We start from the raw sequence: 2286 nt of genomic DNA, 5'->3' as shown, positions 1-2286 counted from the left end.
CTTTTCCCACAGCCATGCAGACGGAAAACTCCCTTATTATAAAGCCAGGATGACAACGCTGGATTAAATACGCAGTTTCCTGTTTTGTCCATATCCGACCAAATTTTCCAATCGACTTATATGTTATAGCCTGACCGCAATTTGGACATACACCTTCTCCGTTGTATTTTGGTTTCTCTACAGCCACTTTTTTACCACAGCAAGTACAATACCCTTCTGTTGAGTTGCTCCTTTTATAGTAGTAAAATATATAGTGTTCAGAAATTGCTCTGCGCAGAACCCATTTATTCCAGTCTTTCGGAATACTGCGAACAGGTTTTAATATCTGATCCCATTCATCTGTTTTGCGTTTGTACTGCCTGTCTAAACGTTTTGTCCGTAGAGATGATTGGTATTGGCATATTGAATAAAAATCACCCTCTCCTATCTTCAGATATTTCTTGATCTTCTCTGCATCTTTTTCGGAAATATAATGTTTAAAGTTATAACAAGAAAGACCTGCGTCAAGATTTTCCAGCATTGCAGTTCTCCATTTACCTGTTTCTGTTTCCAGTGATAAGTATTCTCCTTTTTTCCTATCAAAATAGACAATATACATTGGATATTTGGAACCCGAACGCACAAATTCCGTTTTAAAGACAGAAAGTATCAAATAGCCTTTTTCAATTTTAGCCTTTATATAACTATTGTATTTATATTCTTTCCTCCTGCCCCATGCATTATCAATTACAGGTATATCTTTTTCTGCCTGTTCTCTCAACTGTTTTGTCAATTTAGGCGGCGTTAATGTAAGTAAGACACTTTTTTTCATGCACAAACCTCCTCCTGATCATTTGCAATTCCTTTTACAGTATAATCAATTTTCGGATAACATCTGCTTCCATCAATTTTTAAAAATGCCACTTCCTCTATTGCAGAACAATTTTCTTCCTCTTGCAAAAGTACAAGAATATCACCCAAATTCCCTGATGCAATTGGATTTTTCCCACGCACAACTACAAAACCGTTATACGCCTTTCCACATTCTTTTTTTACATGTCCATTCCAGTTCCGTTCGGGATGTTCTACCATATAAATAAGTCCTTCAAACAGCAACTGCTCTATCGTAAGACGTTTAACCAGCTGCATCTCGGTACAGGAAATTTTACTGTCAATTTCATCTTCATCAATATCACCTGCTGCATCCACTTCGTAATAAACTGAGTTTTTCCAGTCAGAATAATAATCAAGACAATCCATTGGGTTTTCTGCACAGTGAAATCCATTTTTCCTGCAATTAGCCTGATCTGTTTTGTTTATCCCGTCTTCATTAAATTTGTAACCGAGACAGGTTAAATCCTTTTTAAAGCCTTTATACGCCTTCATCCGTTTCCTCCTCTCCCAACTCCTAACTGTCCGAATTCGTCATATCAAACAATGACAGCTGAATGTTCTCCGGCTGTTTCTTTTTCGGTGGTACTGTATTCTTGGTTGGTACTGCTGAAATCGGTTTTTCTGAGGATGAGGATTGTGTTTTACGCTGTATACTCTTTTTTTGTTTGCTTACCCTTTTCTTCTGCTCTTTCGCTCTTTCCTCAGCCTCTTTTTTTGCATCATCCAGTGCATAGTAATCTTCTGCCCATTGATACACCTGAAGTTCTGAAATTCCCAGCGCCACATTCTGATTCCGTCCTGACGCCGGCCGCTTGCCGCTGGTTTTCTTTTCATGTTCTTGTTTAGCAATTTTATAGGCTTGTTCCATAATATAATTCATACATTTCTGAATTGTTTTATGTTTCTGAAGTACCTGCATACCAAAGACTGGGTTATCTTCTGCCTTTCTGATTAAATACTTGGAAACAATATCTGTAAACATCTGATCCTTGATAAGCCACATTTCAGCTCTTAATTTCTCAACCGCAGAGTCGTATTCCCTTTCCTCAAATGGAATTTCCGCAAGCTGGGCACGTTTTCCGGCTATAAAGTCCTGAACATGCTCTTCCGGAACAAGCCATTCTGACGCCAGCAGCTTTAATTCCGAAAAATTCTCAGATAATCTCAAATGAACCGCCATTGCATTCAATTCTTCTGTACTGTGAATCATCGTTTCAAACAATTCTAAAACCTCCTTCATAGAAACGGAGAGCCCGAAGACTCTCCATACATTTATCAGGCTGCCTTATCATTTTGCATAGCCTCTTCCATTTCTTTTTCTACTTCTTTTGCAATTCTTCTCCGTTCTTTGTCATCATGTTCCAAAAGTCCCATGAGTTCAATCAAAACACGAACACACCATTTATTGGATTT

2 protein-coding genes and 1 pseudogene are annotated in these 2286 nt (G+C 38.1%); all 3 read right to left on the bottom strand.

The genetic code is table 11. The annotated features are described in order from the left end of the window. Positions 1–811: pseudogene (locus WMO25_RS17300) on the bottom strand (PcfJ domain-containing protein); the annotation flags it as partial. Then, positions 808–1365 (bottom strand): DUF7666 domain-containing protein, encoded by a 558-nt coding sequence (locus tag WMO25_RS17295; protein WP_144124002.1) that lies wholly within the window; start codon positions 1363–1365, stop codon positions 808–810. The pseudogene WMO25_RS17300 and the gene WMO25_RS17295, both read right to left, overlap by 4 nt. A 22-nt stretch (positions 1366–1387) precedes the next feature. Next, complete coding sequence (locus WMO25_RS17290; protein ID WP_186279104.1) at positions 1388–2095, bottom strand: Cas9 inhibitor AcrIIA9 family protein; 708 nt, start codon at positions 2093–2095, stop codon at positions 1388–1390. Positions 2096–2286 lie beyond the last annotated feature (191 nt).

The sequence above is a fragment of the Coprococcus intestinihominis genome, assembly GCF_040096555.1.
Taxonomy (GTDB): Bacteria; Bacillota; Clostridia; order Lachnospirales; family Lachnospiraceae; genus Coprococcus_A; species Coprococcus_A intestinihominis.
The sequence above is the reverse complement of the archived record's forward strand: the minus strand, read 5'-3'. Positions and strand labels throughout refer to the sequence as shown.